This window comes from Verrucosispora sp. ts21 (assembly GCF_002879555.1).
In the GTDB taxonomy this organism is placed as follows: Bacteria; Actinomycetota; Actinomycetes; order Mycobacteriales; family Micromonosporaceae; genus Micromonospora; species Micromonospora gifhornensis.
In genome coordinates this window covers 94,191-118,598 of the sequence record NZ_PNOZ01000001.1, presented here as the reverse complement: position 1 = coordinate 118,598, position 24,408 = coordinate 94,191, and the positions used below count along the sequence as shown (strand labels likewise).

Here is a 24,408-nt window from a genome sequence, read left to right as displayed (position 1 = left end):
CGGGGACGTGGGAGAGAGGGGAGGGAGGGGGGTCAGGTTAGGGCGGCGCTGCGGTGGGCGTTGGTGGCCCAGGCGTCGGGGAGGGCGATCCATTCGTTGTCGCCGACGCGCACCACGGCTCCGTCCAGTTTGGGCAGGACTCCCGGGTCCTCCATCGGGCAGAGGAGCCAGACGTCGCCCTCTCCGGCCCGGGCGGCTTCGGCCATCTCGTGGAGACGTTCCATCGCCCGGTAGCGGGCCAGCACCGCCGCGTCGTGCAGCAGCACCGGGCCGGCGTCGACGCGCAGCTGCGCCCGCAGCGACGGCATCGCCAGTTGCCACGCCTGGTCGACGTACTCGCCGAGCTTGATGGCGGCCCGGGAGCCGGGCTCGGCGATGTCCGCGCCCAGCACCGTCTCCCAGGTGGGCTTCGGTCGGGCGTCGACCAGGCCGCGTAGCTCACGCAGGAACACCGCGGCCACGTTGACCGGTCGGGCGTCGAAGCGTCGGGCCAGTTCCGCGCGGGCCAGTGCGTACCGGTTGAGGCGTACGGTCAACGCGCGGAAGCCTCCGGCGGACCTGGCACCGGTCAGCCGTTCCTCGGCCCGCACCGCCGCGGCCAGTTCCGGGGACTCGGCCTCCCAGCGGCTCGGCGCGTTCGTGGCCGAGGGGCGACGCTGGACGATCGACATCGAGGATGACCCGGCGCGTGGCGGTGGCGGGAGGTACCGGTCCCGATCCCAGCGCAGCTCGAAACCGGCCTCGGCCAGCAGCTGATCCAGTTTCGGGTGCGACGGCAGGGGTGCCGTCAGCTCGGGGAAACGGGCGGTCACCCGCTGGATTACGTGCTCCGGGGTCAGGCCCCGTCGCCCCTCGGGGGTGGTCGCCGGGGGCACCACGCCGGCCTGGGCGAGTCGCAGCGCGCGTACCGGGTCGAGGTTGCGCGGGTACAGCTCCAGCCGGGCGGTCGCGGCAGCCTGGTCCGAGGCCACGGCGGCGAGCACCACGCGTCGCCGGTCGTCGATCGTGTCCGCCACGCCGCCAGGCGGGACGACGGACGCGAGGGTACGCAGCACGGTCGCCGCGCTGGGCAGCACCTCGCTGGCGGCGAGTTCGTCGGCGGCCTTGCCGAGCGCGTCGGCGTAGTCGAGCAGGGCCGGCGCGGCTGGGGCGTCCGGACCGTCGTCCTCGCCCGCCTCAAGGGCGACCAGCAGCCGATCGCCGCGTGGATTCGGTTTGCCGTCGATGTCGCCGCGAGCATGTCGCCGCAGCAGCAGGCGCGGCTCCTGCTCGATGGCGTCGATCTCGACGGCCGCCCGCACGGCGGCGACCGCCACCGCGAGCCGCAGGTCATCCCCGGTGCGCACCGAGCCGCGGCTGATCAGCAGTGCCGCGGCCAGCTCGGCGACCCCCATCACCCGCCCGCCGTCGCGCAACAGCTCGATGATCTGGGTACGCACGCTGCCCACCACCGGCATGTCGTGCCAGCGTTTGCGCTGCTTGCCGAGGATCTGGGCGATCCGCCCGGGGGTGACGCCGACGGCGGCGGCGACCTGGGGCTGCTGCGGCCACAGTTGCAGGGCGGGTAGCGCGCCGGTGGCGTCGGGCAGGTTCAGCAGCAGCCGAGTGGCTTCCACTTCGGCGGTGTTGCGACCGTTCTTGGCCGGTACGAGCAGGGCGGCGATGGCGTCGAGGCCGACGCGTACCAGATCGGTGTCGCCGCCGGCGGCGGTGGTCTCGGTGGCGACCTCGGCGGTGGCGGCCTTGCGGGCGGCGGCCGAGGTGGGAATGGTTTCCCGCTCCCCCAGCCGGGTGCGCCACTGTTTGACCCGGCGCTGCAACTCCCGGCGCGTGCGGGCACCGAGACCGGGCAGCGTGGCGAACGTGTTGTTACCGACAGCGAGCAGTTCGCCGACGGTGGTGGCCTCCACCCGGTGCGCGGCGGACACCGCCCGTGGGGTGAGCCCGGCGGCCTCCAGCGCAGTGGCGCGGGTGGCCTTGCCGGCGGCCTCCTCCCGAGCCTTCTCGGCGGCCTTCTCGTCCGGCTCCTCGGTCTCGATCTCCGGATGCTCGCTACCGACCGGGGCGCTCGCGTCGGAGCGGCGGAACACCTGCTGCCAGGCGTCGCGCATCTCCTTCAGGGAGGCGAACCGGCGACGGTGGTCGCGGTGCAGGGCCCGGTGGAAGAACTCCACCAGCTCGTCGCGGATCGCCGCGTCGAACGCCTCCGCGGCCAGCACCGGCGGGCCCTCGGTGAGCTGCGGTTCGGTGCCGCCGTCGCCCCACAGCGGCAGCTCACCGGAAGCCATCTCGTGCAGCGTGACGCCCAGGGCGTACCACTCGGCATGCTTGTCGTAGACCTGCCGGGCGGCGGTGCCGAGGAACGGGTCGAGGTAGCGCGGGGTGCCGGCGGCGAGTTCCTTGACCGAGACGCCGGCCAGGGAGAAGTCGAAGAGCACCAGTTGACGGGTGCGGTTCGGTCGGACCCGGATGGCGATGTTGTCCGGTTTGATGTCGCGGTGGTAGACGCCCTCGCCCTCCAGGTAGTCCAGGGCGCCGAACAGATAGTCGCTGTAGGTCTCCAACTCGTCGACGGTGAGCCGACCGTCGTCGCGCAGCTTCCGGGCCAGGGTGCGGTCGCCGGCGTGCTCCAGCACCACGAGGGTGCGGGTGCCGACCTGCAGCGGCTCCGGCCGGGCCAGCCGGATCACCCGCGAGTCGGTCAGCGGGCCGAGGACCCGGGCCTCGTGGGCCAACCGGGCGGCCTTCTCGTCGGAGAGGGCGACCTTGAGGACCTCGTTACGGCGGGTGCGCTCGTTGAAGGCGAGGAACGCCCGGCAGGTCGAGCCGGTGCCGAGGCTGCGGACGATCTTCCATTCGCCGACCCGGTCACCGCCGCGCGCCTCCAGCGGATCAACCTGCGGCGGTTCCGGCTCCGGCGAGTGCGTGGCGGCCGGAGGCGGAGCGGTCAGCTCGTCCTCCACCTCCTGCAGCATCTCGATGAACTCGGCGACGGTGGTGAGCCGCTGGGTGGGCACCGGTGCCGTCGCCGCCTGGATCATCTCGTCCGCGAAGGTGCTGATCGTCTCGGCGATCGCCGAGGCCCGCAGGCCGTTGTCGCGGGCCAGCCGGGTCAACAGTTCCGGACGCTGCGCCGCCGGGGGCTGCCCGGTCAGGATCAGGTACGTCAACGCGCCGAGGCCGAACACGTCCATCGCGACCGGGTCGGGTTTCGGGGCGGTCAACTCCGGCGCGAGGTACGCCTCGGCCGAACGCTCGATGTGGTCGGCAGCGTGCGAGGAGGGCGTGACCAGGTCGCCACTGCCGCTGCTCTCGATGCCACGGGTGGCGGTCTGCCAGTCACTGATCTGCAGGCGAGGGGTCAGCCACGCCTCCTGCTCGCCGCCGCCGCGCCGACGCGGCCCCGGGGCGACCAGCACACTGCGGGCCGAGAGGGCACGGTGGTGCAGCTTGCGGCGGTGGGCGTACGCCACCGTCTCCGCGAGCTGGCGGATCAGGGCGAGGCGGGTCAGGGGGTCGAGTTGTTCGCCGTACTGGGCCATGTAGTGGTCGAGGCGAACAGTCCGGGGATCGTGTCGGTAGATCAGCGCCGGGCCTGCCTCGTGCTGCTCCATCGAGTCGACCTGAACGATGCCGGGGTGGCTGATCCCGTGCAGCACCTCCATCTCCCGCCGGGCGGCCCGTTCGATGCTCGCCCGCTCGGTCTGCGCCGCGTTGCGCTCGACCAGATAGATCCGCACCCGGCGGCGTTCGCGTTCCAGATCCCGGTGCCGGGCCCGGTGGTCCTGCCAGGTCGGCCCCACGTCGAACGGCCGGGTCTCCAACTCCCAGGCGCCGACCTGATAGTGCCGGCGGCTGCGGGCGATGCCGACATCGGCCAGCAGATCGGGTAGGGCCACCGAGGTCTCCCGGGTGACCCGCTGCCGCTCGTCGTCGGGACGGCGGAGCAGCAACGACGTGATCGGGTCCAGCCTCCGCTGCCGCTGATCACCGGTCGACTGACGGTCGTCGGCCGGTTCGGGACCGTAGATGCCGTGCAGGTGGTGGTCGGACAGGTCGATCGTCAGCCCTGGCTTGGACAGGAACACCGCCGCCTGCACGAACGGGATCCGTACCGGGTGACCTCGGCGGCGGCTCGCCGCGACCTGCAACAACGACTTGAGCTTCTTGGCCTTGGCGTCGGCCAGGTGCAGGGGGTTGTCGAACGTGCGCGTGCCGTTCGGGCCGTGCAGCAGCCAGTTCGAGCCGCTGGAGGTCAGCCGCCCGGACCAGCTCTTGATCTCGACGAGATAGAGGCCGCCGGGGGCGGCGACGAGCAGGTCGACCTCGTACGGGTGCCCGGTTTGTGCAGTGAAGGTGAAATTCGACCACGCGCGGTACGGCTCGGTGTCCGGCAACAGGGCCTGGACGTGGGCCAGCGCTTCCCGCTCGTGCGCGAACTGCGACGGGGTGATCGTCGTCCACCGGCCCTCCTGCATGGGCAGATCCTATGCGCTCACGGCGAGGTGTCACGGCAGCCGATGGGCCCCGACTCGGTTGTTATGGCCGTCATGACGACAGCGTGCGCGGTCGGGAGAGGTGGTGGACATCGGATATAAGAGACGGATGGATCTACCGCCGTATCTGGCCACCATGCCGATGCACGCCATCACCGAGATGCACGGCGAGCCGGGCCTGCGGGAGAGGTTCCGGCTGGAGTGTGCGGCGTTCGACGCCGACGCCCGGCGTCGGTTCGGTGAGGCGTTGGAGTTGGCTGCCCGGCTGCACCGCGACGACCGGCGGTCCCGGGAGCCGTACGTCAATCATCTGCTGCGGGTGGCGATCCGGTTGATGCACCACTACCAGGTACGCGAACCGGACGTGATCGTCGCCGGTCTGCTGCACGACGCGGTGGAGGACCATCCGGCGGAACTGGCCGGTGAGGCGTACACCGGGGGTGATCCGACCAGTGCGGCGTTGGCGGTGCTCGCCGACCGGTTCGGTACGCGGGTGGCGCGGCTGGTCGCGGCGGTCACCAATCCGCCGTGGGATCCGGAGCGGGACCGCAACGAGCAGTACCGCGAGCATCTCGTGCACAGTCTCGAGGGTGAGCCGTGGGCCCGGGTCATCAAGGTCTCCGACTTCACCGACAACGGTGTCGGCGTCATCCACTCGGTCGGGCCGAAGGTGGAAGCGTTGGCGCGCAAGTACCGCCCACTGGTGTCGGTCTTCCGCGATCTGGTCACCCGCGCCGACACTCCCCTGTCCGCGCCGGTGCGCCAACACATCCTCGACCAGCTCGACCTGGCCGAGGAGCGGTTCAGCGCCATCCTCGACCAACCCGCGCACCACGCCTGAACACAGCGCGGCTGAACACAGCGCGGCTGAGCGCCGCCGGGTGATCAGGGCATCAGCTCACTGAGCTCAGCGTTGCGCGGGCGGGCGGCTGTGGCGTGGGTAGAGCCGGTCGACCAGCAGGGCGGCCTGGGCCACCGAGCCGCCGCTGACGCCGAGGCCACCGCGGGCCGCGTCGTAGAACTGGTCCCGCGCCTCGTTGGCACGGTGCAGCAGGTCGGGCAGCCCGTCGGTGGCGGAGCCGTCGCGGGCCAGGCTCTCGACCTCCCAGACCGCGTCGCGCCACGCCCGGGCGGCGGTCACCGTCGGGGCGTCGCCGAGCAGCAGGACGTTCTCCCAGGCGATGGTGTGCCGGAAGTTGGCCTCGGTCAGCAGGGCGAGTTCCTGCTCGCGGTCGAGGTAGCCGCCGATCAGCCGGCTGGCGATGGTGTGCACCTCCTTGAGCGCGCGGGCGAACTCGGCGTACGCGTCGAGTCGCCGCTCGTCCCATCGCACGCCCTGGCGGCGACGCCAGCGGGCGCGGTCGGCGAGCGACGTGGCCACGATCGTGCCGATGGTGCCGACCAGCACACCGATCAGGGCGGGCAACTGTGTGACGAGGCTCCCCATGGCGCACAGCCTGCCAACCGCCGGCAACCCGGCGGCTGGTGGCGTCAGCGCAACCGTTGCAGCGCGGCAGTGATCGCCTTCGCGTCGAAGTGGGCCGGGTCGAAGGGGGTGGATTCGGTAAGGCCCAGCCAGTCGCGGCGGTCCTGGTGTTCGGGGTGCGTGGGGTCGGCGAGGATGTCCACCAACTCCGCGTAACCCCACACGCCTCCGCAGTCCTCCGGCGGGGCGGCCCGCCGGCCACCGACACAGCGCGGGTACGTCACGGCCGGATCACGGTCGAGGATCTGTTCCACCAGGATGTCGTGCTCCCAGCTGTCACCGAAGTCGTAGGTGTAGTGGAGCTTGTCGTTCACGGCGGTCGCGACCTGTTCCAGGGTGACCCGCGACTCGGCCCGGTGAGCGAGTTCTGCGTCCGGACGACCGAAGCTGCCGTACGGGGTTTCGAAGACGTGCAGGTGACTGTCGTCCCAGTCGAAGGCGACCTGAATCAGCGTGTGCAGCCGGGCCAGCGTGACGTCCCCGGGAACGTCGAGGCGGCGCCAGATCGGCGGGCGGGCTCCCCTCAGGCCGACTTTGATCCGGTAGATGGGGGCCGGCCCGGCGGACTTCTTCCGTCTGGGCGGCAGTTTGGCGGTGCGGGGTCCCGGTACGGCACCTCTTCGCCCCCGCCCCGGTATGCGGTCCAGCAGCGCGGAGATCGAGGCGATGTCCAGTTCGCCGTCGTGCCGGTGACGTGGCAGGCTGGCCGGCTCCGGCAGCGCCCGTAGCCAACTGCGCAGGAGCAGGGCGAACGCCGGGTAGCCGGGGCCGTCCTCGTCGTCGAGGAGGTCGTCCACGTCGCGGTCATGGTCGTGGTCGGCACGGACCTCCAGCGCCTCCTGCACGGCGCGGCGGAAGTCTGCCGGCTGAATCCTCTCGTCCCGGATGGAGACGCCACCGGCCCGCAGGTCGGATCGGAGCGACCGGCGCGCGGCATCCCACTGGTCGGGGTCGATCAGGAGAATCTCCTGCGCAGCGCCACAGTCGAGGGGATCGACCACCACGAACACGGCCAGCGACCGGCCGGCCCGCTGGAACATGCCGGCCAGCAGGAAGGTCTCCCCCATCGGGTTGAGGAACTGGCGGCACTCCTGTGCCACGACCGGGATCTCCAACTCGGCGAGCCAGGCCGGCGCGTCGACGCCTGCCTCGGCGAGCCGACCGGCCGCCTGCGCCGCGAGGCAACTCGTGTCGCCGTCGCAGATTGCGGCGATGCCGGCGAGCATGGCGCGCGCCGATGCCGTGGCCGTCGTCTCCAGCGTCGGTACGAACAGCTCCGGCAACGCCCGGTCGAAGTCCTCCCCGACGAGGGCACCGACCGCCAGGAACATCGCGGCGGCAACTTCGATTTCCGTCGGGTCCTGCATCGCGTCCAGGTCGACCAGCGGCATCAGGCTGTCGAGTTGCTCCGGCGTGGGCTGATCCCCGGCGCAGTACGGGCAGTCGCACTCTTCGGGCTCGTCCACCACGACGAGCGGCGCACCGCGTCGGACGGATCGACTCTTCGGCTTACGGCGACGACTCACGGGACTCACGCAACGCAGTCTGCCCTATGCCGACGACGCGGCAACTCATGGACACGGTCCGACGCCCGCGCCACACCAGGCCGATCGAGCCGTGCAACGACACGGCGGGGACCCGGTTCGGGTCCCCGCCGTGGTCGCGTACGAATCAGGAGGTGAACTTGTCCAGCGCCAGCTCGATGGCGCCGTCGTCCGGCGAGGCGTACGCCTTCATCGTCGACTTGTTGTAGGAGATGAAGCTCGGGCAGCGGATCGCCGGAGCGTTGATCCGGCCGCCGTCACCGATCTTCTCGCCGGTCTTGGCGTTGTGGAAGGTCAGGGTGTAGCGCGCGGAGACATAGTCGACAGTGATCTTCTTGTCGTCGCTGTCCTTGTAGTCACACTTGCGCGGCTCGCCCTCGCTGCCCTCTTCGAAGGTGAGGCAGCCGACGACCGAGACCTTGGACCAGTCGGCGACCTTGGCGTAGTACGGCTTGTTGTAGCCGACCGACTTGCTCAGCCAGGATTCCGGGCGGTCCGGGGAGTTGGCGAAGGTGTAGATCTTGGCGCTCTTCGCGCTGGTGTACGGCGCGGCGTTGAGGACGGGGTTGCCGTCGCACACCGCCGACAGGTCGCTGGAACTGCGGGCGGTGATCGCGTTGTTGTTGTCCGGCTGCTCCTCGTCCACGGGCGGCGGTGCCGCCGAGGGGGATTCGGAGGTCTGCGGAGCGGCGGCCGACGGGCTGCTCGAGCCGCTGGCCACCGGCGTGGGGTTGTCCTCGTCGTCCGCGGAGAGCATGAAGTAGCCGATGGTTCCGCCGCAGGCGACGAGCACGGCCATCACCGCGGCACCGATGCCCAGCCCCAGCCAGAGACCGTTCTTCGACTTCTGCGGCGGTGGGGCGCCGTACGGCGGCGGGGGCGGTGGGACCGGCGTGCCGTACGGCGACGGGTAGCCGGACTGACCGGCCGGGGAGCCGTGCGGCATCGGCTGACCGACAGGGGAGCCGGGCGGCATCGGTCCGACCGGGGATCCGGGCGGGGTGCCCCAGCCCCCGGCGTTGGGATCCGGCTGCCCCCCGTACGGCGGGTAACTGTCACTCATGTGTGGCCCTTGTCAAGTCGAGAGGTTCGCTGGCACATGATCAGGGTCAGGGTAGTTACCGGCGCAAACTCGCGCACGGTCACGCTGCGCCGATTCCGTAACGTGAACAGGCCGGCGGCCATATTCACCACCGTTGGTGTCGACTCCCGTGCAGGCTGCGACGACATGATCCGGCGGTGCGGACTAATGGGGCAGACCGCCGGAACGAGGTGTGGCATTTGCCATAGGGCAACCAGCCGCGCATTCGCACCGATCGGCGCGTCGTCCCGTGTGGCCGCAGCCACGAGCGGGTACCTGACCCTCACCTGCACGAGGGAGGACGAGATGACCACCGATCCCAGGTACACCCCGATCGCGGTCACCGCGGCGGGCAAGTTGGTCGCCGACGGCGGGGACACCGCCGGCGGCGAGGTGGTGGGCGCGGACGACGCGGCGGCCGATGCCGCCCGGGCGGGCGCGGACATCGACCTCAGCGAGGCGCGGCGCGACACCGACCCGACTCCGGTGGGTGCCGCGGACGCCGAGGCCGATCGGCGACGCGCGGCCGAGCAGAGCTGAGCGGGTGCGCCCGACACGACGCCCCGGGGAGCACTTCCCGGGGCGTCGACCGTTGCTCGGACTTCGATGCATCGAAATATTGCGTCATTGTTTCGACCCGACGTAGGCTCTCGTGGGAGCGCTCCCGGCCACCGTCCTATGTGGCCGGACCCGCCGTACCACCACCGAGCCGCACCCGCCCACCGAGCCACACCCGCACACCGAGCCGTACCCCCAGCAGGGTCGCACCCACCACGACCAGATTGCGACGGTCCCCCATGAAGCATCCCCCGTCCCGTCCACGACGTCTCCTGGTCGCGGCCGGCGCCGTCGGCGCGCTGACCCTCGGCGCGCTCGCGGCGTTGCCCGCCTCCAACGCGATGGCCGCGACCGGCTGCTCCGTGACCTACACGACGAACAGTTGGTCCAACGGCTTCACCGCCAACGTCACCGTCACCAACCTGGGCGACGCCATCGGGAACTGGACCCTGGGGTTCAGCTTCCCGGACAGTGGGCAGCGGGTCACCCAGGGTTGGTCGGCGACCTGGAGCCAGAGTGGCAACGCCGTCACCGCGCGCAGCGAGAGTTGGAACGGCAACCTGGCCACCGGGGCCAGCACCAGCATCGGGTTCAACGGCAGCTTCACCGGCAGCAACCCGTCGCCGACCGCCTTCACCCTCAACGGGGTGCCCTGCACCGGTTCCACCACCACTCCCCCGCCCACCACCCCGCCACCGACCAGCCCTCCGCCGACCACTCCCCCGCCGACCGGGCAGACCCCGGTGCAGATCAACGGTCAGCTGCGGGTCTGCGGGGTCAACCTGTGCAACCAGTACGGCCGGCCGATCCAGCTGCGCGGCATGAGCACCCACGGCATCCAGTGGTTCGACAACTGCTACAACAACGCCTCCCTGGACGCTCTTGCCACCGACTGGCGGGCGGACCTGTTCCGGATCGCGATGTACGTGCAGGAGCAGGGTTACGAGACCGACCCGGCCAGGTTCACCAACCGGGTGAACACCCTGGTCGAGGAGGCCACCCGGCGCGGCATGTACGCGATGATCGACTTCCACCTGCTCACTCCGGGTGACCCGATGTTCAACCTGGAGCGGGCGAAGACCTTCTTCGCCGCGGTCTCCGCCCGGCACGCGTCGAAGAACAACGTGATCTACGAGATCGCCAACGAGCCCAACGGGGTGAGCTGGTCGACCATCAAGAACTACGCCGACCAGGTCATCCCGGTGATCCGGGCCAACGACCCGGACGCGGTGGTCATCGTGGGCACCCGGGGCTGGTCCTCGCTTGGCGTCTCCGAGGGTGCCAACCACACCGAGATCGTCAACAACCCGGTCAACGCCAGCAACGTCATGTACGCCTTCCACTTCTACGCCGCCTCGCACCGGGACAACTACCGGGCCGAGGTGGAGCGGGCGGCGGCCCGGCTGCCGCTGTTCGTCACCGAGTTCGGCACGGTGGACTACACCGGTGACGGCGGTGTCGACCTGGCCAGCAGCACCCAGTGGCTGGACCTGCTGGACCGGTTGAAGATCGGGTACGCCAACTGGACCTTCTCCGACAAGGCCGAGGGCAGCGCCGCGCTGCGACCGGGCACCTGCAACGGCAGCAACTACACAGGCACCTCGGTGCTGACGCCGTCCGGTGTCTTCATGCGGGAGCGCATCCGTACCCCGGACAACTTCCCGACCAGCTGATCAGTGCCACGCCACGGCGGCCCCTGGGGATCTTCCCCCGGGGCCGCCGTCGTACGTGAGCACCGGTTCGTCAGGACAGGTCGACGACACGGTCGGCCCACCGGGCCAGCAGCGCGGCATCGTGGCTGATCACCAGCACGCCGGCGGAGTGCCGGCGCTGGTACTCCCCGATCACCGCCGCCACGTGGGCCTGGGTGGAGGCGTCCAGCATGGCGGTCGCCTCGTCGCAGAGCAGGTACGCCGGCCGGTGCACCAGCGACCGGGCCAGGCAGGCCCGTTGCAGTTGGCCGTCGCTCACCGCGTGCGGGCGCCGGGTCAACAGGTCGGTGGTGAGCCCGACGGTGTCGGCGAGTTCGGCCGTACGCTCGCGGGCCTGCTCGGCCGGGGTGCCGGTGGCGCGCAACGGCTCGGCGATGATCTCCGCCAGCGTGAGCCGAGGGTCGGTGGCGGCGCGCGGGCTCTGGAACAGGATCGCCACCCGGGTACGCATCGCGACCGGCACCTGATGCCGGGTGCCGGTCACCGCGGCGCCGTCGAGGCTGACGTGACCGGAGTCCGGCCGGTGCAGCAGCGCCAGCAACCGGGCCAGGGTGGACTTGCCGCTGCCGGAGGGGCCGCTGAGCCCCACCGTCTCACCGGCGGCGATGTGCAGGTCGACGCGATCGAGCACCCGCTGCGAGCCGTAGCTCGCGCTGACCTGGCAGGCGGCCAGGGCGCGGCCGGTCACGCCGGCACCTCGGCGCAGAGTTCGGCGCGCTCCAGCGGGTGATGGCAGGCGACCTGACCGGCGCGGATGCCGGTGAACGCGGGCTGCACCCGGCAGGCCGGGGTGGCCCGGTCGCAGCGGGCGGCGAACGCGCAGCCGGCCGGCAGGTCGGTAAGCATCGGCGGGTGCCCCGGCACGGGCCGGAACGCCCGCTGCGGCAGCGCGTCGAGCAGCGCCGCGCTGTACGGGTGCCCGGGTGCCTCGAACAGCGCCTCGGTGGGGGCGTGCTCGACGATGCGGCTGGCGTACATGACCGCCACGGTGTCGGCCACCCGCTGTGCGGCAGCCAGGTCGTGGGTGATCAGCAGGACGGCGGCGCCGGCGTCGCAGCGTCGGCGCAGCAGGTCGAGGGTGTGATCGACAAGCGGGCGGTCCAGGCCGGTGGTCGGCTCGTCGGCAAGCAGCAGCGGCGGGTCGGGCGCGAGCGCCAGAGCGGTGGCCAGCCGCTGGGCCATGCCGCCGGACAACTCGTGCGGGTAGCGGTCGAGGTCGGCCGGGTCCAGGCCGACGTCGACGGCGAGGCGGTCGGCGGCGACAGGGGCGTCGGCGCCGGTGTGACCGTGTGCCCGCAGCGTCTCCACCAGCAGCCGACGACCGGTACGCACCGGTGTCAGCGAGGTCGCCGGGCTCTGCGGCACCAGCCCGACGACCCGTCCGCGTACCTGCCGGGCCAGTTGTCGTGGCGGGCAGGCGAGCAGGTCGACCGGCGCTGCCCCGTCGCCACCGCGCGCCAGGGCGCTACCGCCGCGCGAGCCGGCGCTACCGCCGCGCGATCCGGCGCTGTCGGTGCGCGAGCCGGCGCTACCGCTGCGCGATCCGGCGCTGTCGGTGCGCAGCAGGGCGCGGCCGGTGACCGTGGCGTTGCGGGGCAGCAGGCCGAGCAGGGCGTGGGCGAGGACCGACTTGCCGCAGCCGGACTCGCCGACGACGGCGACCAGTTCACCGGGTCGGATGTCCAGGTGCAGGTCGGTGACGGCGTGGACGACGGCGTCCGGCAGCCGGAAGCGGACCGTGAGTCCGGCGACGGCCAGCAGCGGGTCGGTGGTGGTCACAGTTGCAACTCCGCGCGTACCCGGGGGTCGAGGTGGTCCCGCCAGTGGGCGGTGAGGGTGGCCAACGCGAGCGTGACCACGATCAGCACCAGGCCCGGGGTGAGGCTGGCCCACCAGGCGCCGGCGAGCAGGGAACCCCGACCGTCGTTGATCATGTTGCCGAGGGAGGCCAGGTGCGGGGGCAGGCCGAGACCGAGGAAGGACAGAGCGGTCTCGTGCCACACCGCGTGCGGGATCATCAGGGTGGTGGCCAGCGCGAGCCGGGGCAGCACGTGCGGCAGCAGGTGCCGGGTGAGCACCCGCATCCGTCCGGCCCCACCGGAGACGGCCGCGTCGATGAACGGCCGGTGCCGCAGGCTCAGCAGCTCGGACCGGACGATCCGGGCGGTGGACAGCCAGTGGGTGAGCCCGACGGAGAGCACCACCGCGCCCAGGCTGGGTCGCAGCATCGCCACGATGAAGATGCCCAGCAGCAGGTGCGGCATCGCCGCGATGGTGTCCACCAGCCGCATCAGGATCCGGTCGACCCAGCCGCCGAGGGTGCCGGCGAGCGCACCGACGGCACCGCCGATGACGGCGGCGACCACGGCGGCGAAAACGCCGACCAGCAGCGAGACGCGCAGCCCGTAGATGCTGCGCAGCAGCACGTCGCGGCCGAGATCGTCGGTGCCGGCCGGGTGGGCCGGCGACGGCGCCAGCCGGGTCTGCGACAGGTCGATCGCGCTCTGGTCCAGCGGCCAGAGCACCGGGGCGAGCAGGCAGGCGAGCACGGCGACGGCGAGCACCGTGCCGGCGACGGTCGCGCCGAGACGGCCCGGCCGAAGTCGAGGCAGTCGGCGTACCCGGGTGAGGACGGCGGTGGTCATTCGAGCCGTACCCGTGGGTCGGCGGCGGCGTACGCGAGGTCGGTGGCGAGGTTCGCGGCCAGCACCACGACCGTGGTCGCCAGGGTGATCGCCGCCAGCAGCGGGAAGTCGCTGCCCAGCGCGGCCTGCACGGTCACCGCACCCAGGCCGGGCAGCGAGAACACGGTCTCCACCAGCACCGCTCCGCCGACGAGTTCGGGCAGGTGGGTGCCGATCAGGGTGAGGAAGGGCAGCAGTCCGGTGCGCAGGGCGTGACCGAACAGGACGGTACGCCCCGGCAGGCCACGGGCGCGGGCGGCAAGCACGTGGTCGTCGCGCAGGCTGTCGGCGACCGAGTCACGGATGAACAGCACGAACCATGGCAACTGGGACACTGCCAGCACCCCGACCGGCAGGATCAGGTGCCGGGCGACGTCGGCCACGTCGGTGCTGGTGGCGGTGATGTCGGTCAGGCCGCCGGCCGGCAGCCAGCCGAGGCTGAGCGCGAACAGCGCGATCGCGGCCAGGCCGAGCCAGAACGACGGCACCGACTGGATCGCGTACGCGGTCGTGCGCAGCGCCCGGTCGAACCAGCCACCCCGGCGGTACGCGGCCAGGGTGCCCAGCAGCAGGCTGGCCACCAGCACCACGACCAGGGCGGCACCGACAAGCAGCAGGGTCCAGCCGGCGCGGGCGGCCAGCACGTCGACCACCGGTTCGTGTCGGCTGGTCGACCAGCCCAGGTCACCCTGGAGCAGGTTGCCCAGCCAGCGCAGGTACTGCACCGGCAGCGGGTCGTCGATGCCCCAGTTGGCCCGGATCTGGGCGAGGTTCTCCTCGCTCGTGGTGAAGGCCGCCGCACCGGCGTACTGCTGGGCCGGGTCGATCGGTGAGGCCGCACCGAGGGCGAACATGCCCGCGCTGGTGGCGAAGAGCACCGGTACGGCCACCAGCAGCCGGTTGCGGATCATGCGGCCGGCGCCGGTGCGCCGCCGAGGCCGGGCCCGGGTCGGGGCGGTCACGATCGCCGGGTCCAGGTGTGGATGTTCCACCAGATGCTGTTGGCGACGTCGTGCTCGTGCGGCTCGACCCGGGGCACCACACCGTTCACCGAGTCCCGCACCACGTAGGTGTGCTCCAGGTAGGTGAGGAACACCCACGGCACGTCGGTGGCCAGCTGCCGCTGGAAGGTGGCGTAGGCGGCCTTGCGTCGCGCGGGGTCGGCCTCGGCCCGCCCGTCGCGCAACGCCCGGTCGGTCACCTCCGAGGCGTACGAGCCGGGGTTGAAGAAGCCCTGCCCGGCGAAGTCGGAGTGGAACAGCTTGTAGGAGACGAAGTCCGGGTCGTACGGGGTGCCGTAACCCATGATCAGGGCGTCGGAGCCCATTCGGGGAGTGATGGCGTCCCAGGTGAGGCCCTCGGGCGTGACCGCGATGCCGATCTTCTTCGCGTCCGCGGTGACGGCCAGGGCGAGCTCCTTGCGCAGGCTGTCGGCGGCCGGGTACATCAGGCTGAAGGCGGCCCGGGTGCCGTTCTTGACCCGGATGCCGTCCGGGCCGGGCCGCCAGCCGGCGGCGTCCAGCAGCGCGGTGGCGGCGGCCGGGTCGGCGGTCGGTGCGCCGGCCACGGACGGCTCGGCGAACTCCGACGACGGCGGCACCGGACCGTACGCCGGCTCGCCGGCCCCGCCGAGGACGCCGTTGACCATCGCGGCGCGGTCGACGGCGACGTTTAGCGCGCGGCGCACCGCCACGTCGCCGGTGACCGGGTTGCCCATCGGCAGCATGACGCCCCGGTAGTCGGCGGTGGGCGTCTTGTGCACCCGGTAGCCGGGCTGAGTGTCGAAGCCGCTGGCCAGCTTGGGTGGCAGTTCGGCGGCGTCGAACTCGCCCGCGCGGGTGCGCTGGGCGCGGACGTTGTCGTCGGGTACGAAGGCGACCACGACGCCGCTGTTGGTGGGTCGGCCACCCCAGTAGCGGTCGTTGGCGGCCAGCACCAGCCGGTCACCCGGGGTCCACGAGGTGACCCGGTACGGCCCGGTGCCGATCGGTTGCCGGTTGAAGGCGGCCTTGTTGACGTCCTGCCCGTCGAATGCGGCGGCCGGCACGATGCCGAGGGTCAGCCGTTGCAGGAACGGCGCGTAGGCGTACCGGAGGGTGAAGACCACTGTGGTGTCGTCCGGCGCGGTGACCGAGGCGAGCATGTCCAGGTCGCTGCGCAGCGTCGAGTCGACCTTCTCGTCGAGCACCGCCTGGTAGGTGAAGACGACGTCCCGCGCGGTCAGCGGGGCGCCGTCGTGGAAGAGCACTCCGTCCCGGAGCCGAGCGGTGATGCTCTTGCCGTCGTCGGAGACCGTGGGCAACTCCCGGGCCAGGGCCGGGACGAGGTGGTTACGCTCGTCCCGGCTGACCAGACCGTCGAAGATCAGCGCTGCGCCGTCGACCCCGTAGTTGAGTACGGGGTTGAGGGTGTCCGGCTCTCCGGCGGTCGCCACGATCAGGGGGGCGTCGGCCGGAGCGCCCGACGGGTTGGTCGGTGACGAGCAGGCGACCAGGGCGAGTAGCAGTGCGGTGCCGGCGGCCAGCCGGACACCTGTCGTTCGGGACATGACTGTTACCGCTCCTCGCGGGTGGCGACGATGGGTGCGGCGTCCGACCCGAGGTGACCGGCCGGTGAGCCGCCCAATGGGTAGGGATCTTGGATCGCCACAGCGCCATACTTGCGTAGTTGCAAACTCATGGCAAGAAAGCGCGCTGTGGCCATTGCCACGTTCGCTCCACCCGCGCCGACCAGGGGTCAGACCCGGCCGTCCTGCATCATCCAAGCCCCGGAAAACCGCAGCTCACGCCCGGGTTAACCGCAGCCCACCACCCGATGAAAGCCCAGCTCACACGCCCCTGGTGCCCAGCTCACGCGCCGGTGCGACATCTCCGGTCACTCGTCGCCGCCGTCGTCTGCGCCCTCGTCCCCACCGTCGTCGCCGAAGGCGTCGAAGACCTCCTCGGCCACCATGCCGCCGGCGAACCCGAGCGCCGCACCGCCCACCACACCGGCAGCCACCGCGCCCATTCCGGGCCCACTCCGCCCATGATGGTCGTGGTCGTGGTCGTGGCCGTAGGCGGGCTGATGCGGCGGATACCCGTACCCCGGCTGGCCGTAGCCGGGCTGGGTGGCGCGGTACTGCTCCAGGGCCTCGCGGAACCAGCCGTCCACCACGGCGGCCCAGTCGAGTCGCTCGGCGTCGGCGTGCGCGACCCGGTAACGGCCGTAGGAGTCGTGGCCGCCGGTGAAGAGGCCGCCTCGCCTGTCGAACTCCAGGACGATGTCCATGCCCTGCTCGTCGGCCAGGAAGGTCACCTCGACCTCGGTGACCCCGTGGGCGTACTGCGGCGCGGCGAAGTACTCGATCTCCTGGTAGAACGGCAGCGTCTGGTGCACCCCGGCGATCTGCCCCCGCTCCAGGTCGGCGCCCTTGAACTGGAAGCCGAGCCGACCGAAGGCCTCGAGAATGCGCTCCTGCACGGGCAGCGGGTGCACGTGCACCGGGTCCAGGTCGCCCTTGTCGACCGCGCCACGGATGACCACCTCCGTGCGCAGCCCCATGGTCATGCCGGGCAGGCGCTGGCCGTACACGTCGGTCACCGGGGTCTGGATCGGCATCTGGACCTGGAACGGCAGGGACAACTGCTGCCCCTGCGCCAGGCGCAGCCCACCGGCGACCGGGGCGCGGTGGAACTCGACGGTGGCGTCGTGGTCCCCCTCCTCGCCGTCGATCTCGACCCGGGTGACCAGCCCCACGACGATCTGGTCGATGTCCACGTCATGGCTGCCGCCGGTCAGGTTCACCTGCCCACCGAGCATCAGCCCGGGGCGGGTGCTCGGATTCGACAGGACCGTGTCGACGCTGGGCGCGCCGATCCCGAAGGCACCCAGCATCTTCTTGAACACCACGAGCATCTCCCTCGACAGCGGCGGGCGCGGCGCGGACGCGAGATTCTTACGCAGATCCGTTGTGCCGCAACGGGATCAGCGCCATCCACGATGGATCCCGTCGGGTCGGCAAGCTAACACCGCCGGCTGAGAGATAGCTGAGAGGGGTCAGCATGTCACACTCAGTGAGAGCTTCGCTCTGCCGGGCGCGGGAGACGCCAGCCGCTCGCCGGGCCCAGCAACGAGTCGGCGGGTCCGGCGGAGCCGGCCGGGTAATCCCGCAGCGGCACCGCGCCCGCCTTCCAGGCGGCCAGCACCGGCTCGACGATGCGCCAGCACTCCTCGGCCACGTCGCCGCGCACCGACAGGGTCGGGTCCCCGTCGAACGCGCCGCGCAGCACCTCGCCGTACGCCGGCAGGTCACCGGGGCCGAACTCCGCCAGCAGGTCCACCTGGTCCAGGTCGAAGGGGTTGCCCGGACCGTTGATGTTGAGGTCCAGGCCGAGCCGGTCCGGGCCGAACCCGATCCGCAGCCGGTCCGGACGCTCGTACCCGGTCAGCCCGTCGGGCACCCGGTCCGGCTGCTTGAAGGTGATGACCGCTTCCTTGCGTACGCCGGCCATGGCCTTTCCCGACCGCAACCGGAAGGGCACTCCCGCCCAGCGCCAGGTGTCCACGGTCAACACCAGTTCGGCAAGCGTCTCCGTGCCCCGGGCCGGGTCGACGCCCGGCTCGTCGACGTAGCTCGGCAGCCGCCGACCGGCGATCTCGCCTGCGGTGTACCGGCCCCGGCGGCTGGACATCACCGGGTCGTCACCCCACAGCCGGGTGGCCCGCAACACCTGGGCCAGGCGGCCCCGCAACTCCCGGGCCTCCAGGCTGGGCGGCGGTTCCATGGTGAGCAGGGCGAGCACCTGGAGCAGGTGGCTCTGCACCATGTCCACAAGCGCGCCCGCGCCGTCGTAGTAGCCGGCCCGACCCTCCAGGCCGAGGGTCTCGTCGAAGACGATGTCCACGCAGGCCACGTGCGTGGAGTTGAGCACCGGCTCGAAGATCCGGTTGGCGAACCGCAGGCCGAGCAGGTTCAGCACCGTCGACTTGCCGAGGAAGTGGTCGATGCGGTGCACCTGCTCCTCGGGCACCAGGGTGGCCAGCAGGTTGTTCAGCGACCGGGCCGAGATCCGGTCGACACCGAACGGCTTCTCCAGCATCAGCCGGGTGCCGGGCGGTACGCCGATGCGGGCCAGCGCGGCGGCCGAGCGGGCGGCCACCATCGGCGGCAGCGCGAAGAAGATCACCAACGGGCCGGTGCAGTCGCCCAGCAGCCGCCGCAGATCCTCCTCGCGGGTCACGTCGGCCGGCACGTACCAGCTCCGGCCGATCAGTTCGGTCTCGCGGGGGCCGTCCGCGCCGACGGTGGCGAAGGACTCGGTGACCCGGCGACGCCACCGCTCGTCGTCCCAGTCGTCCATGCCGCTGCCGATCAGCCGCAGCCCCGGCAACGCGCCGCTGGCCACCAGCCGACCCAGGCCGGGCAGGAGCAGCCGACCGGTCAGGTCACCGCTGGCGCCGAGCACCAGCAGGGTCTGCGGTATGCGGGTGGTGGTGGGCATCGCGGGAGCGGCTGGGGAGGCGATCGGGGCCGACGTCGTCATGTCCTTACGATGCCCTGTCCCCGGCCCAGGTCGTACCGCGGCCTCTGACCTCGCCTTCGGCGGACCCGCCCGGTCGCCGCTCACCTGCGGATCGTGACCACTCGCGGGCGTCGGGCTGGCACGGCGATCTTCATGTGGCAGGCTGGTCTCAGCCGTCGGTCGGACCCCGGCGGTGTGCCGACACAGCGAGGAGACGATCGATCCGATGGCTGCGGACGTCACCACCACCGACGAGTGGCAGGCCCTGCGCAAGCACGCCGACGAGATCCGCGCGACGCACCTGCGGGACCTGTTCGCCGCCGACTCCGAGCGGGGCGAACGGTTGACCGTCGAGGTTGCCGACCTCTATGTCGACTACAGCAAGAACCTGGTCACCGACGAGACCCTCGGGCTGCTGACCGCGCTGGCCGAGCGGGTCGGGCTCGCCGACCGGATCGCCGCGATGTTCGCCGGTGAGCACATCAACGGCACCGAGGACCGGGCGGTGCTGCACACCGCGCTGCGACTGCCCGCCGACGCCGCGCTGACCGTGGACGGTCAGGACGTGGTCGGCGACGTGCACGCCGTACGGCAGCGGATGGCGCAGTTCGCCGAGCAGGTACGCGGCGGGCAGTGGCGCGGGCACACCGGCGAGCGGATCCGCACCGTGGTCAACATCGGCATCGGCGGCTCCGACCTGGGGCCGGTGATGGCGTACGAGGCCCTGAAGGCGTACCGCGACGCCGGCATCAGCTGCCGCTTCGTGTCGAACATCGACCCGACCGACATCGCCGAGGCCACCGCCGACCTGGACCCGGCGACCACCCTGTTCGTGGTGGTGTCGAAGACCTTCTCCACCCAGGAGACACTGGCCAACGCCCATCAGGCCCGACGCTGGCTGCTGGCCGGGCTCGGCGGCGACGAGCAGGCGGTGGCCAAGCACTTCGTCGCGGTCAGCACCAACGCCCAGCGGGTCGCCGACTTCGGCATCGACCCGGCGAACATGTTCGGCTTCTGGGACTGGGTCGGTGGCCGGTACTCGCTGCCCTCGGCGGTCGGCCTGTCGGTGATGCTCTCCATCGGGCCGGCCCGCTTCGACGAGATGCTCGCCGGCTACCACGCCGTCGACGAGCACTTCCGCACCACGCCGCTGGCCCGTAACGCGCCGGTGCTGCTCGGGCTGCTCAACGTCTGGTACACCAACTTCCTCGGCGCGCAGACCCACGCGGTGCTGCCCTACTCGCAGTACCTGCACCGGTTCCCCGCGTACCTGCAACAGCTGACCATGGAGAGCAACGGCAAGTCGGTACGCACCGACGGCCAGCAGGTGTCGTACGACACCGGGGAGATCTTCTGGGGCGAGCCAGGCACCAACGGCCAGCACGCCTTCTACCAGCTCATCCACCAGGGCACCCGGCTGATCCCGGCGGACTTCATCGCGTTCAGCGAGCCTCACCACGACATCGGCGACATGCACGACCTGTTCATGTCGAACTTCTTCGCCCAGACCGCCGCGCTGGCCTTCGGCCGTACCGCCGAGCAGGTCGCCGCCGAAGGCACCCCGCCCGAGTTGGTGCCGCACCGGGTGATGCCCGGCAATCACCCCACCACCTCGATCGTCGCCGCCCGCCTCACCCCCGCCACCCTCGGCCAACTGGTAGCCCTCTACGAACACATCGTCCTCACCGAGGGCGCGATCTGGGACATCAACCCCTTCGACCAGTGGGGCGTGGAACTAGGCAAGGTCATGGCCAACCAACTGGCCCCCCTCCTCACCGGCGACGAGGCCGACCTGACCACCCTCGACTCCTCCACCGCCACCCTCATCCACCGCTACCGCACCCAACGCCACCGCCCCTGACCTCCCACAACTCCCCCCTCCGCGCCCCACGGTGTTGATCAAGAGGGTCTGGTCAGGGCGCTCCGACACACAGGACCAAAACCTCTTGGTCAACTTCCAGGGCGCGGGGGTGGGTCAGGCGGGTGGGGGTGGGTAGTCGCGTTGCGTCGGTGCGGCGGCGGGGCGCCGAACGGTCGCGGCACACCCTGAGTGCGGCATGCGCGCGTACCAGATCCGCACTGCCAGCTCCGCCACCTCCAGCGCTCGGCTTCGGTGCCCTTTTGCAAGGTCACGCTCGATCCAGGATCGAGTGGTCACCTTGTCGCTCTGATGCCACTCGATCCCTGATCGAGCGTGACCTTGCAGCGGAAGGGTGCTTGCTCAGGTCGGCTACTGGTTTCGAGGACTTGCAACCGTGGACCCGGCCAGGCGGGTAGAGGTCTCCTCGGTGTTCTGCTTGGCCTTTCACCGCGTCGCTGCTGACCTGGGACAGGCCCGAACGGCGGGCACAGGGAACGACTGGCGGCGGGATCTGTCACGCAAATGTCATCCAACCGTGCGGTCGACTCCAAGGTCCTTGCGCAAGGTGGTCACCGATCGGGACGGCGCGTCGGGTTGCCGACCTCGACGACGAAGGAGACCGCTGTGGTGATGCCGTGGCCCTGGCCGATGCCCGACGATCATTCGTTCCGCGCACTGTGGGACGCGCCGCAGGACCATGACGAGGATGTCCGTCTCGCCGCACTTGTCGCCCAGCGACTGAGCGCCGACTGGAGCACCCGTCGTCAGCAGATCACGGTGATGGTGCAGAACCGCGTCGTGATCCTCACCGGTCTGGTCGCCGGCGCGGAGACCCGGCGGGCCGCCGGCGAGTTGGCCTGGGACGTCGAGGGCGTTGCGGATGTCTGCAACGCCCTCCGACTTGCCGGGCATCGACGCGGCCGTCGCTGAACTTCGACCCGCTCGCGCCGCCCGGCACCGGCGAGCGCGAGCGGGTCGGACTTCACCCCCCACGCACCCACGCACCCACGCACCCACGCACCCACGCACCCACGCACCCACGCGATCTTGCACTTCTCGACGGGGCAGATCCCGCGATAAGCCGCAAAAAGGCGACCGAAAGTGCAAGATCGCCGCAGCGTGGGCTCGCCGTGCGGGGCGTGGGGGGTGGTGCCGGGCGGGCGGGCGCGCCTCGGGCCGCAGGGCGGGGTGGGGGGCCGGGTCAGGAGGCGGCGGTGGTGGGGGCGGCGTTTCGGTCGGCTGCCAGGTAGGCGAGGGCCGCGGTGCGGGTGTCCGCCACGGCGAGCACGTCGTGCAGGCCGGTGACCTGCAGGACCTGGCGGATCAGCGGCGACGTCACGGCGACGCAGAACCGCGCGCCGCGTTCGACGGCGTCGTGGTGGGCGCGGACGAGCAGGCCGAGGGCGGTGGAGTCGATCAGGTCGGTACGCACCAGATCCACCAGCACGTGACCACCCATGTCGGCCGCGTGTCGTAGCGCCATGCGCAGGGTGTCTCCGGTGTCGAGGTCCACGTCGCCGGCGGTGGTCACCACGGTGACGCCGCCGAGGTGCTCGATGCCGAGGATGCCGCCGGGCGGGGTGCCGGGCGTCGGGCCGAACCGGATGCAGTGGGCGCACCGGTGGGGACCGTCGGCCAGCGGGGATCCGCCCCAGCCGTGCTCCGACAGCAGGGTCCAGACGACCTCGCCGTCGGCGAGCGGACGCGTACCGGTGACGCTGTCCCCGCAGTTGTCACAGGTCAGGGTGGCCAGTTGGGCAGCCAGGACGACGGCCATACCGGGCTCCTTCCCACGTCGTGATGATCGGCCACCCACCCTGCACGGGCCAGGTGGCGGGCACCGCGCGGACACATGACGGTTGGGTGACGAATCGACTTCCCGTGGGCGTCGGGTCGGATGGCTGACCGCCGACTGCCCCGACACCGTTGATCTGGGACTATGACAGTGAGGTACGGAAATATCACTGTGTGCGACAGGAGGTCGAAGGATGCGGACCGGACTGCCCACCGATGAACCAGTCGGCACGCTGGAGGTCGTACACCGATTCCGGGGGCCGATGCCGACCGGGGTGACCGTCTCGCACCGCGGGCGGATCTTCGTCAATTTTCCCCGCTGGGGCGACGAGGTGCCGGCGACCGTGGTGGAGCTGCGCCACAACCGCGAGGTGCCCTATCCCGACCTGCGGTGGAACTCCCCCGCCGGCAACGATGACGCGTCGGCGTTCGTGTCGGTGCAGAGCGTGGTGGTCGATCCCGTCGACCGGCTCTGGGTGCTCGACACCGGCAGCCCGATGTTCCAGCCCACCGTTCCCGGCGGACCGAAGCTGGTACGCATCGACCTCAACACCAACACCGTCGCCCAGGTGATCACCTTCCCGCCCGACGTGGCGCTGCCCACGTCTTATCTCAACGACGTGCGCTTCGATCTGCGGCGAGGGACGGCGGGGATCGCGTACATCACCGATTCGGCGGACGGCGCGCCGAACGCGATCATCGTGGTGGACCTGGCCAGCGGCACCTCGTGGCGGCGGCTGAACGACCACCCGTCCACCAAGGCGGAGTCGCTTGTGAACTTCCGCCCGGTGGTGGAGGGTCGGCCGTTCCTGGTCCGACCGCCGCAGGGGCCGCCGCAGCCGGTGGGCGTGGGCGCGGACGGCATCGCGATCTCCGCCGACGGCGTCCGGCTGTACTACTGCGCGCTCGCCTCGCGCCGCTGGTTCAGCGTGGCCACGGACGCGCTCGTCGACCGGAGCGTCGACGAGGACGAGGTGGCCGCGACCGTACGCGACGAGGGCGACAAGGGTGGCGGTTCCGACGGGCTCGAATCCGACGACGCGGGGCGGCTCTACCTCACCAACTACGAGCACAACGCGATCCTGCGGCGACGCCCCGACGGCGAGTACGAGACGGTCGTCCACGATCCGCGCCTGCTGTGGCCCGACACGTTGAGTGTGGCCAGGGACCGGCACCTGTACGTCATCGCCAACCAGGTGCACCGCCAGCCCCCCTTCAACCGCGGCCGGGACCTGCGGCGCAAGCCGTACGCCCTGTTCCGGACGCGCATCGACGCCGGCCCGGTCCTGTTGCGGCCCTGACCCGGCCCCTCGAACGGGTGGTGGTTGCGCCGGCCGGGGCGAGCGCCCACCGGTGCCCGCATAGCGTCGGTGGGACGTGACCCCGAGGTGAGGAGTGGGCCGGTGACCGAGCCGGAGGAAGACCAGGAGAAGACCCGCAAGACCGATCGGGTGCTCTTCTCCCCCGACGGCGATCCGCACCACACCCTGGCGGAGGCGCCGCAGCCCGACGAGCACCTGTCGGTGCGGTTCACCCACGACGACGAGACCGAGGTGGTCGACGACGATCAGTGACCAGCATGGCGCGGCTTGTCACCGCGCACCCTCAAGACCGATAATCATCAATGTTCTTGAGCCGGACGAGATCGGGCACCGGGCAGCCTCGATCGGAACACCCCCCTGTACACA

Annotated in this window: 20 protein-coding genes; 7 read left to right on the top strand and 13 right to left on the bottom strand. The window is 71.2% G+C overall.

Features of this window, described 5'->3' with window-relative positions; all coding sequences use genetic code 11:
* Nucleotides 1–32: 32 nt before the first annotated feature.
* Nucleotides 33–4,478, bottom strand: a complete 4,446-nt coding sequence (gene pglW / locus C1A38_RS00515) for a BREX system serine/threonine kinase PglW (RefSeq protein ID WP_102655831.1) — start codon at nt 4,476–4,478, stop codon at nt 33–35.
* Between the two features lie 127 nt (nt 4,479–4,605).
* Between pglW and C1A38_RS00510 the strand changes: the two genes are divergently transcribed.
* A complete protein-coding gene (locus C1A38_RS00510) occupies nt 4,606–5,337 on the top strand; it encodes an HD domain-containing protein (RefSeq protein ID WP_102655830.1) in 732 nt (243 codons plus the stop codon).
* A gap of 66 nt (nt 5,338–5,403) precedes the next feature.
* Here C1A38_RS00510 and C1A38_RS00505 read toward each other — a convergent pair whose 3' ends face one another.
* The 3 genes from C1A38_RS00505 to C1A38_RS00495 all read right to left on the bottom strand — a co-directional run bounded on the left by C1A38_RS00505 (nt 5,404) and on the right by C1A38_RS00495 (nt 8,589).
* Nucleotides 5,404–5,943, bottom strand: a complete 540-nt coding sequence (locus C1A38_RS00505) for a hypothetical protein (RefSeq protein WP_102655829.1) — start codon at nt 5,941–5,943, stop codon at nt 5,404–5,406.
* 44 nt (nt 5,944–5,987) lie between these two features.
* Entirely contained in the window at nt 5,988–7,517 is a 1,530-nt protein-coding gene (locus tag C1A38_RS00500; RefSeq protein WP_102655828.1) for a plasmid pRiA4b ORF-3 family protein, read from the bottom strand.
* A 136-nt stretch (nt 7,518–7,653) separates the two neighbouring features.
* Nucleotides 7,654–8,589: a hypothetical protein gene (locus C1A38_RS00495; RefSeq protein WP_102655827.1), complete on the bottom strand. Its 936-nt coding sequence runs from the start codon at nt 8,587–8,589 to the stop codon at nt 7,654–7,656.
* A gap of 324 nt (nt 8,590–8,913) precedes the next feature.
* On the opposite strand from C1A38_RS00495, the gene C1A38_RS00490 reads away from it, so the two are divergent.
* Complete coding sequence (locus tag C1A38_RS00490) at nt 8,914–9,147, top strand: hypothetical protein (RefSeq protein WP_102655892.1); 234 nt, start codon at nt 8,914–8,916, stop codon at nt 9,145–9,147.
* 136 nt (nt 9,148–9,283) lie between these two features.
* Here C1A38_RS00490 and C1A38_RS32120 read toward each other — a convergent pair whose 3' ends face one another.
* The gene (locus C1A38_RS32120; protein WP_286045600.1) at nt 9,284–9,406 is read right to left on the bottom strand and encodes a hypothetical protein; all 123 of its coding nucleotides are present in this window, start codon (nt 9,404–9,406) and stop codon (nt 9,284–9,286) included.
* On the opposite strand from C1A38_RS32120, the gene C1A38_RS00485 reads away from it, so the two are divergent.
* Nucleotides 9,405–10,838, top strand: coding sequence for a cellulase family glycosylhydrolase (locus C1A38_RS00485; protein ID WP_102655826.1), 1,434 nt, complete (start codon nt 9,405–9,407; stop codon nt 10,836–10,838). The two genes, C1A38_RS32120 and C1A38_RS00485, sit on opposite strands and share 2 nt — an antisense overlap.
* A gap of 70 nt (nt 10,839–10,908) precedes the next feature.
* Here C1A38_RS00485 and C1A38_RS00480 read toward each other — a convergent pair whose 3' ends face one another.
* The 7 genes from C1A38_RS00480 to C1A38_RS00450 all read right to left on the bottom strand — a co-directional run bounded on the left by C1A38_RS00480 (nt 10,909) and on the right by C1A38_RS00450 (nt 19,086).
* Nucleotides 10,909–11,565 carry an ABC transporter ATP-binding protein gene (locus C1A38_RS00480; RefSeq protein WP_102655825.1) on the bottom strand — a complete coding sequence of 219 codons (657 nt, stop codon included), beginning with the start codon at nt 11,563–11,565 and terminating at the stop codon, nt 10,909–10,911.
* Nucleotides 11,562–12,656, bottom strand: a complete 1,095-nt coding sequence (locus tag C1A38_RS00475) for an ABC transporter ATP-binding protein (protein WP_233196542.1) — start codon at nt 12,654–12,656, stop codon at nt 11,562–11,564. The genes C1A38_RS00480 and C1A38_RS00475 overlap by 4 nt, the downstream gene beginning before the upstream one ends.
* Nucleotides 12,653–13,522, bottom strand: a complete 870-nt coding sequence (locus tag C1A38_RS00470; RefSeq protein ID WP_013734570.1) for an ABC transporter permease — start codon at nt 13,520–13,522, stop codon at nt 12,653–12,655. Before C1A38_RS00470 ends, C1A38_RS00475 begins: the two co-directional genes overlap by 4 nt.
* On the bottom strand, nt 13,519–14,553 hold the full coding sequence (locus tag C1A38_RS00465) for an ABC transporter permease (protein WP_013734571.1): 1,035 nt from the start codon (nt 14,551–14,553) through the stop codon (nt 13,519–13,521). The genes C1A38_RS00470 and C1A38_RS00465 overlap by 4 nt, the downstream gene beginning before the upstream one ends.
* Complete coding sequence (locus C1A38_RS00460; RefSeq protein WP_102655824.1) at nt 14,520–16,109, bottom strand: ABC transporter substrate-binding protein; 1,590 nt, start codon at nt 16,107–16,109, stop codon at nt 14,520–14,522. Before C1A38_RS00460 ends, C1A38_RS00465 begins: the two co-directional genes overlap by 34 nt.
* Nucleotides 16,110–16,435: 326 nt before the next feature.
* Nucleotides 16,436–17,452 carry a sporulation protein gene (locus tag C1A38_RS00455; RefSeq protein WP_199180028.1) on the bottom strand — a complete coding sequence of 339 codons (1,017 nt, stop codon included), beginning with the start codon at nt 17,450–17,452 and terminating at the stop codon, nt 16,436–16,438.
* Between the two features lie 161 nt (nt 17,453–17,613).
* A complete protein-coding gene (locus C1A38_RS00450; protein ID WP_373306985.1) occupies nt 17,614–19,086 on the bottom strand; it encodes a glucose-6-phosphate dehydrogenase in 1,473 nt (490 codons plus the stop codon).
* 205 nt (nt 19,087–19,291) lie between these two features.
* On the opposite strand from C1A38_RS00450, the gene pgi reads away from it, so the two are divergent.
* Both pgi and C1A38_RS00440 read left to right on the top strand, forming a co-directional pair.
* Nucleotides 19,292–20,926, top strand: a complete 1,635-nt coding sequence (pgi, locus tag C1A38_RS00445; protein WP_102655890.1) for a glucose-6-phosphate isomerase — start codon at nt 19,292–19,294, stop codon at nt 20,924–20,926.
* A gap of 630 nt (nt 20,927–21,556) precedes the next feature.
* A complete protein-coding gene (locus tag C1A38_RS00440) occupies nt 21,557–21,856 on the top strand; it encodes a BON domain-containing protein (RefSeq protein WP_043724991.1) in 300 nt (99 codons plus the stop codon).
* Nucleotides 21,857–22,127: 271 nt separating this feature from the next.
* Here the strand turns inward: C1A38_RS00440 and C1A38_RS00435 are convergent, their stop codons facing one another.
* Nucleotides 22,128–22,703 carry an STAS domain-containing protein gene (locus C1A38_RS00435; RefSeq protein WP_102655821.1) on the bottom strand — a complete coding sequence of 192 codons (576 nt, stop codon included), beginning with the start codon at nt 22,701–22,703 and terminating at the stop codon, nt 22,128–22,130.
* A gap of 211 nt (nt 22,704–22,914) precedes the next feature.
* On the opposite strand from C1A38_RS00435, the gene C1A38_RS00430 reads away from it, so the two are divergent.
* The gene (locus C1A38_RS00430) at nt 22,915–24,021 is read left to right on the top strand and encodes an L-dopachrome tautomerase-related protein (protein ID WP_102655820.1); all 1,107 of its coding nucleotides are present in this window, start codon (nt 22,915–22,917) and stop codon (nt 24,019–24,021) included.
* Between the two features lie 102 nt (nt 24,022–24,123).
* Nucleotides 24,124–24,294 (top strand): hypothetical protein, encoded by a 171-nt coding sequence (locus C1A38_RS31260; RefSeq protein WP_199180027.1) that lies wholly within the window; start codon nt 24,124–24,126, stop codon nt 24,292–24,294.
* Nucleotides 24,295–24,408 lie beyond the last annotated feature (114 nt).